This is a genomic window from Buttiauxella sp. S19-1 (genome assembly GCF_022134725.1).
Classification (GTDB): domain Bacteria; phylum Pseudomonadota; class Gammaproteobacteria; order Enterobacterales; family Enterobacteriaceae; genus Buttiauxella; species Buttiauxella ferragutiae.
Map to the genome: position 1 here is coordinate 22831 of NZ_JAHWLU010000053.1, position 7385 is coordinate 30215.

At 54.0% G+C, this 7385-nt stretch carries 7 protein-coding genes; 1 reads left to right on the forward strand and 6 read right to left on the reverse strand.

Annotated elements, in window-relative coordinates; all coding sequences use genetic code 11:
* Positions 1–2: 2 nt before the first annotated feature.
* The 6 genes from MES37_RS13250 to MES37_RS13275 form a co-directional block, all read right to left on the reverse strand.
* Entirely contained in the window at positions 3–947 is a 945-nt protein-coding gene (locus MES37_RS13250; protein WP_064546993.1) for a transketolase family protein, read from the reverse strand.
* Complete coding sequence (locus MES37_RS13255) at positions 940–1770, reverse strand: transketolase (protein WP_064546992.1); 831 nt, start codon at positions 1768–1770, stop codon at positions 940–942. Before MES37_RS13255 ends, MES37_RS13250 begins: the two co-directional genes overlap by 8 nt.
* Before the next feature lie 86 nt (positions 1771–1856).
* On the reverse strand, positions 1857–2957 hold the full coding sequence (locus MES37_RS13260) for an ABC transporter permease (RefSeq protein WP_237931692.1): 1101 nt from the start codon (positions 2955–2957) through the stop codon (positions 1857–1859).
* Position 2958: 1 nt separating this feature from the next.
* Entirely contained in the window at positions 2959–4476 is a 1518-nt protein-coding gene (locus tag MES37_RS13265; RefSeq protein WP_237931694.1) for a sugar ABC transporter ATP-binding protein, read from the reverse strand.
* Positions 4476–5078, reverse strand: a complete 603-nt coding sequence (locus MES37_RS13270) for a DUF2291 family protein (protein ID WP_237931696.1) — start codon at positions 5076–5078, stop codon at positions 4476–4478. Before MES37_RS13270 ends, MES37_RS13265 begins: the two co-directional genes overlap by 1 nt.
* Before the next feature lie 13 nt (positions 5079–5091).
* On the reverse strand, positions 5092–6033 hold the full coding sequence (locus MES37_RS13275) for a D-ribose ABC transporter substrate-binding protein (RefSeq protein WP_237931698.1): 942 nt from the start codon (positions 6031–6033) through the stop codon (positions 5092–5094).
* Between the two features lie 211 nt (positions 6034–6244).
* Between MES37_RS13275 and MES37_RS13280 the strand changes: the two genes are divergently transcribed.
* On the forward strand, positions 6245–7189 hold the full coding sequence (locus MES37_RS13280; protein WP_121813395.1) for a sugar-binding transcriptional regulator: 945 nt from the start codon (positions 6245–6247) through the stop codon (positions 7187–7189).
* The last annotated feature ends 196 nt before the right edge of the window (positions 7190–7385 follow it).

The window sequence follows — 7385 nt, forward strand, 5'->3', positions numbered from 1 at the left end:
GGCTATGCTCCTTTGCAAAGCGCGGTGGCGGAACGTGTGACCCCTGCGGCATCAATTCCATGATGAGCACGCATCTCCTTGCGATCCGCCGCAATAGCATAGCTACCGTCTGCAATCCCGAGCCGCAACAAAGGGATGCCACACCCGGCTTCCGCTAACACTTCCGCGACCAGGCTGCCGACGCCGCCATTCACGTTGTGCTCTTCAACGGTTATCACATGGCGTGAATTTTTAAGCATGGTGAGAAGTTGCGCGGTATCGCAAGGGCGAATAGATGGAACGTTGATCACCGCTGCATTAATACCTAAATCGGCGAGTTGTGCCGCAGCCGTAACGATTTCATGCACCGTTGAACCCATTGCCACTAAGGCCACATCGTCGCCTTCGCGCAGTTGCTCAACTGCTCCTGGTTTGAACTGGTAATCCGCATCGTGCAGTTCCGGCAGGGCTTTCCCATCGAGGCGAATATAAACCGGGCCAACATGCTCAAGCGCGTAGTCAATAATCTGGCGGCATTCAATCGGGCAGGACGGTGCATAGATTTCGATGTTGCCAAAACCGCGCAACACGGCGATGTCGTCAATGCTGTGGTGAGTGCTGGCAAGCGGGCCGTAGCTGGCTCCGGCATTGAGTCCAAACAGTTTGACGTTGCTGTTGTTGTAGCAAACGTCGACTTTGATCTGCTCATTGGCGCGCGAGATTAAAAACGGAGCCGCATTGCAGGTGACGGCTATTTTCCCGCCCATTGACAGGCCAACCGCCGTTCCCACCAGTGTCTGTTCGGCAATCCCGACGTTTACCAGCCGGTCCGGAAACTGTTTTATAAAGGGGGATATTTTTGCCGTAGAGGTTGAGTCGGCAACGACCGGCACCAGGTCTACGCCGCGTTCGACCGCGTCAATAAAGGCATTCACCATTACGGTTGCCAGGTGTTCGCTATTACTCATCTTTCAGTTCCTCCAGCGCCAGTTCGATTTCGTCACCTTTCGGTATCCGGTGGTGCCATTCTGCGCGCCCCTGAATAAAGGAGATGCCCGCGCCTTTGGTGGTGTTGGCAATCACGACGTGCGGTTTGCCGTGCGGCTGTAACCCTTCAAGGGTGGCGACCACATCAGCCATGTCATTGCCACGGCACTCGGTCACTTCCATGCCGAACGCGCGCCATTTTTCATCCAGCGGGTCAGTGTTGAGGATGTCTTTGGTCGAACCCGCGAGTTGCAGATTGTTTTTGTCGTTAATAATGATCAGGTTATCGAGCTGGTAATGCGCCGCGACCAGTGCGGCTTCCCAGTTGCTGCCTTCGGCCAGTTCACCATCGCCAGTCACCACAAAGACGCGGCGCTTGCTGTTGTTGCGTTTGGCGGCCAGCGCAATGCCAACGGCGACTGGCAGACCGTGGCCCAGAGCGCCGGTGTTAAGTTCCACACCTGGCGTTTTGTGTTTCACCGGGTGGCCGGGCAGGTGAGAGTCGGCATGCTGATAAGTCGGCAGCCACTCCACGGGAATAAACCCGGCTTCAGCCAGCACACAGTAATAACCACCCACCGCATGGCCTTTGGACTGAATGTAGATGTCACGTTCGTCGCTGTTAATCAGTTGCGGCGAACAATTCAGTATCCGGAAGTACAGGGCGGTTAAGATTTCTACCTGCGATAAATCCGCCCCGGTATGGCCGCCTGCCGGGCTGTTGGCATTGAGCAGGACGATGCGGCGACGGACGGCGCGTGCTCTCTTTTCCAGATCCGTAACTGACAGTGCGAACGGATTCATAGTGTTACCCCTTGCATTAAAAATCATAGATGAATAATTATTCCGTGCGGGTAAAAAAATACCCGCCGTTGAGGATTTGTGATGCGCTACACTTTCCCGCTACTTTCCATGATGGCTTTCTGGGCCACGACCGCCGCTTTTTGCTGCATGCGGTTTTGCATCTGGTCGATGATGACCGCCACAATAATCACGATGCCTTTGATGACCATTTGCCAGAACTCACTTACGCCCATCATCACCAGGCCGTCAGCCAGGAAGCCAATCACGAATGCGCCGACGAGGGTGCCAAGAATGGTGCCGCGCCCGCCTGCCAGCGACGTTCCGCCGAGCACCACAGCGGCGATGGCGTTCATCTCAAAGGCCGTGCCGTTTGCCGGGTGGCTGGCAACCAGCTGCGCGGAAACCACAATCCCGGCGATGGCGGCGCAAAAACCGGACAGCGTGTAGACCCAAATTTTCACCTGGCGGACTTTGACGCCGGACAGTTCAGCGGCGCGTTCGTTATCGCCAATGGCGTAAACATGGCGGCCAAAGGGCAGGCTGCGGGCGACATAGGCAATGGCGACGGCCAGCACAATCATCATCCAGATAGCCCACGGAATACCGAACAGCGTGCCGGAGCCAATCAGGTCAAAACCGGTATTGCCGAGTTGTGGGTTACCGGAAAGTCCGGGGAAGGTTTCACCGCCCGAGGTCAACATGGCGGCCCCGCGCAAGATGTACATGGTGCCCAGGGTGCAGATAAACGGCGCGACGTTGTAGCGGGTGATAATCCAGCCGTTGGCCGCGCCAATCAGCCCGCCAACCAGCAGCACCAGCGGCACAATCACCCACACACTTGGGAAGATAGCGATGCCGAACATCGGCAGCACAATACCTTTGGTTATCAGCCAACCGGCAATCATGCCGCACAGCCCCAGCGTGGCGCCAATCGACAAATCAATGCCCGCCGTGATGATGACAAAGGTGATGCCGAGTGCCAGAAAGGCGTTGATGGCAATGTGTTTAATCATGATCACCAGGCTGCCCATGGCGAGGAAATCCGGCACCATGATGGCGAAGAAGCCGACAATCAAAAACAGCGCAATAAAGGTGCGGAGTTTGAGCAGTAACAGCAGCAGATTTTCCCGCGAGCTAAACGGCGAGCCTGGTCTGGCGTTGAGCGCGACAGTATCATTCGTTTTCATATCAGAACCCTTGTGCACTAGCGGAAACCAATGCCGATTCTTCGGCGTGTTCGCGGGGAATATCAGCGGTAATTTTCCCGCCTGACATCACCAGAATGCGGTCGGAAACCGCCATGATCTCTTTGAGATCGGAGGTGGAAAACACCACCGCAATCCCTTGCTCCGAGAGCTGAACCATCATGCGGAACACGTCGGCTTTGGCACCCACGTCTATTCCCCGTGTCGGTTCATCGAGCAGCAGAAGTTTCGGGTTGGTCAGCAGTGAACGACCAATCACCACTTTTTGCTGGTTCCCGCCGCTCAGCGCCTGAATTTCCACATCCGGCGATGAAACCTTGATGGAGAGGTTGCCAATAGTGCTGGCGACCACCGCCGTTTCATCAAGCTGCGAAATCGCAAAACCTCGCTGTAAACGCCGCCATAAACTGGCAATCGTCAGGTTGCTGGCGACCGACGATATCGGGAAAATCCCGGTACGTTTACGGTCTTCCGGCACCAGACTCATTCCCATACGGATGCGTTCGGCGGTGGCAAGGCGCGGTGGCACCGGTTTGCTGTCGAGCCATAATTTGCCGAGGTAATTGCGTTGTGTACCCAACAGGCATTCGAACAATTCCGTGCGCCCGGCGCCCATCAGCCCATAAATGCCGACGATTTCACCTGCGCGTACCTGAAAACTGACGTCGTTCACCACAGTGTTTCCCGCAGAATTGACGCAGGTGATGTGTTCGGCCTCAAGTATTGCTGCTCCAAAATTGCGACCGGGTTTCAGGAAACTGGATACTGGTTCGCTGCCGAGCATTTCGCGCACAATCCATGGCACGTCGATATCACACACCTGCGCTTCGGCCTGGAATTTGCCATCGCGTAAAATGGTTATCACGTCGCCAATCGCCATTAACTCTTCCAGACGATGCGAGATATAAATAATGGTGACGCCCTGGCGGGTGAGTTCGCGAATCACCCGGAACAGAATTTCCACTTCGGTTTTACTTAACGCTGAAGTCGGTTCATCAAGAATTAAGATGTCGGCGTCTTCGGCCAGTGCTTTGGCGATTTCAACCAGTTGCTGTTGGCCGACTTTCAGGTTTGCCACAATCTCTTTCGGCGAAATCGGCTGGTCCAGACGCTTGAGCAATTCCGCGCTGCGTGCCTGCTGCGTGGCTTCATCAATCGGCGACAAACCGTGTTGCAGTTCGCGCCCGAGGAAAATGTTTTCGGCAACGGTCAGGTTTTCGAACAGGTTCAGCTCCTGGTGAACCATGCCGATGCCATGTGCGGCGGCCTGGCGCGTGCTGTTAAACTGCACCACTTCACCATTCAGACGGATTTCACCCACACTTGGTTGCTGAACGCCCGCCAGAATCTTCATTAGCGTCGATTTGCCCGCCCCGTTTTCACCGATGATGACGTTCACTTTGCCGCGCCAGACGTTGTAATCAATGTTGTCCAGCGCCACGGTGCCGGGGAACAGCATCGAAATACCACGGGTGTGCAGAATGATCGGATCTTGCGACATTATGGTTGCCCCCGTTCCAGTGAAACTGCTGCGGCATCGCTCAAGGTACCGTTGCGCAGGGTGACGGCCATCACCACCGTGATGGGTTGTTGTTGCCAGCTTTCATCTACTGTCGGCAAGTGTTTTGCCGCTTCGCGGTTGTAGGCTTTTGAGAGCTGCGCAAACTGCACCTGGTTGGTGAAATCTTCGAACTTGTAGCCGGTGGCGTCGCGAATGGCGTTACCGCGAATCATCGGCCCGACCTGCACTTGCAGTGGCTGATCATTAACAGTGACGGTCAATGTGCGTTCACGTTCGTTATCCAGAGAAACGCTGTCGACTTTGCCCTGAACCTTCACGAATACGCTTTCGTTATTGGCGCTGGCGGCACGAGTTTTCAGCGCGCTGCTGTCCAGCGCATGGGTCTGCGCAGGCGTCATCACTTTGTTGTTCCAGGTTTGTTGCGCTATCTGCGCGGGTGTCTGGTTGGCGAAACTCGCTTTCGCATTCGGATCGGGAGGAATAATCGGTTGCCCGTTTTCATCCAGATCCACCACCCGGCAGGCAGTGAGCAACAGGGCACTGCAACATAACAGGCCAATACCCCATTGTTTGAGCGCCATACAGCCTCCAGAATTACTTAGCCAGCTTGAAGGTTTTCAGTTGGGATGCATTGCTGTCGTCGATTAATACGCAGTCCATCAGCTGTTTTTCCTGCAATTGCGGTTTGCCGTTTTTCAGGTAGAAATCGGCTTGCACCACGGCCATTTGTGCTTGTTCCCAACCGGGTTGCAGCACGGTGGCTTTGATATTGCTCTTCGCGATAATCGAATCGCGCACGTAGTCGCTACCGTCAAAACCCACCACGATGACATTGGTTTTCCCGGCGGCTTTTAAGGCGGCTTCTGCGCCAAGCGCCATGGTGTCGTTACCGGAGATCACGCCAACGATGTCGGGCTGAGTCTGCAAAATGGACTCCATGCGGGTGAAGGCTTCGGTCTGACTCCAGTTAGCGGTTTGCTGCGCCACCATTTTCATATCCGGGTAGTCGTCGAGAATGTCGTGGTAGCCCTGTGAACGCACATGGGCGTTGGTATCTGACTGGCGGCCCAGCAGTTCAACATATTTGCCTTTGCCGTTAAGCAATTTGGCAAATTTATCAGCACCCAACTGCGCACCTTGATAGTTATTGGAAACAATCTGCGCCACGGCCACGCCGGTTTTGTTGATTTCACGGTCGATAAGGAACGTCGGTACTCCGGCGGCTTTCGCTTTTTCCAGCGGGCCGACGGTGGCATCTGCACCGGCGTTATCGAGAATGATCGCTTTCGCTTTACGGGCGATGGCGGTTTCAATCAGTTGGTTTTGTTTGTTCACGTCATCGTCATGCGAGGCGACCAGCGTGGTGTAGCCCAACTCTTTTGCCTTCGCCATCGCGCCGTCGGCTTCAGCTTTAAAGAATGGGTTGTCATGCGATGGGGTAATAATGGCAATCAGCCCGTTATCAGCGGCATAGAGATTGGCAGATGAAGCAAGCAGTGCAGCAACGAGTGAGGTCTTCAGTAGGGTAAATTTCATTTTTATCTCCACATTGAATATATATTCAAACATGATTTATTATTCAATGTAACGATATGCCCCGCTTATGGTTCTGTCCATGTGGAATCGATCAAAATGATAAAAAGGCGAATGTGATCACAAATCGTACGAATTAACGGCAAAAGGAATGCTGTCTTGTTATTTATGCAGGGTTGAATAAAAATATCAGGTAGAGAAACAGGAGGCGCTCATGTCAAAGCAGGACGAACAACGTTTGTTGGTCAAGATCGCGACGCTCTACTTTGTAGAAGGGATGAAGCAGTCGGAGATTGCCGGGCTATTGCACCTGTCGCAGTCATTTGTCTCACGCGCTATCACACGCTGCCAAAAAGAGGGCGTGGTAAAAATCAGTGTTATCCAGCCGGCTAATATTTTTCTCTCGCTCGAACAGGCGCTGGAGAAAAAATACGGTATTCGCCAGGCGATTGTGGTGGATGTCGACGAGTCGGCACCCGCCGCGCAAATCAAGCATGCGATTGGCAGTGCTGCCGCGCATTATGTCGAAACGCGTTTGCGGCCAAACGATTTGGTCGGTATCTCTTCCTGGAGTTCGACCATTCGTGCGATGGTCGATGAATTGCACCCGCAAAGCATTAAAGCGCGCGGCGTGATTCAACTGCTCGGTGGCGTGGGGCCGAACGGTAACGTGCAAGCAACCATTCTGACGCAAAACCTGGCGGCACAACTCGATTGCCCGGCCTGGCTGCTGCCATCGCAAAGTATTGAGCATTCCGTTGAAGAGCGAGCAAAACTGGTCGCCAGCGATGATGTCGCCGAAGTGGTGAATAAATTCGCCGAAGTGGACGTGGCTATTCTCGGTATCGGTGAGCTTGAGCCGTCCCAGCTGCTGAAAAATTCGGGCAACTATTATGGCGAAGCGATGCTGAAAACCCTGGCCGAGCGCGGTGCAGTCGGGGATATCTGCCTGCATTATTTCAATGCGCAGGGCGAGCCGGTTTTGAGCAAAGAAGAAGATCCGGTTATCGGCATGGAACTGAGCCAGGTTCGCGACTGCCCGCATGTAGTGGCGCTTGCAGGCGGAAATGACAAGGCTAATGCCATTCGTGGTGCGCTGCACGGCGGTTATATCGATGTGCTGATCACCGACTACCCGACCGCCAGCCAACTGCTGTAATTCCCCTTTGATGACCGTTTTCAGGTGAGCACGCTGAAAACGGTCATTTTCAACTTTCTGAGTTGCCGCGAAATCGTTTTATTTCCGGCGTTTTTATTGAGAACCATCACAGAACATGACCATTTTGCCCGAATGACTATTTTTGCTACCTAAAGTATTCACATGCTATTTACATCTATGAAACATAACAGCAGTG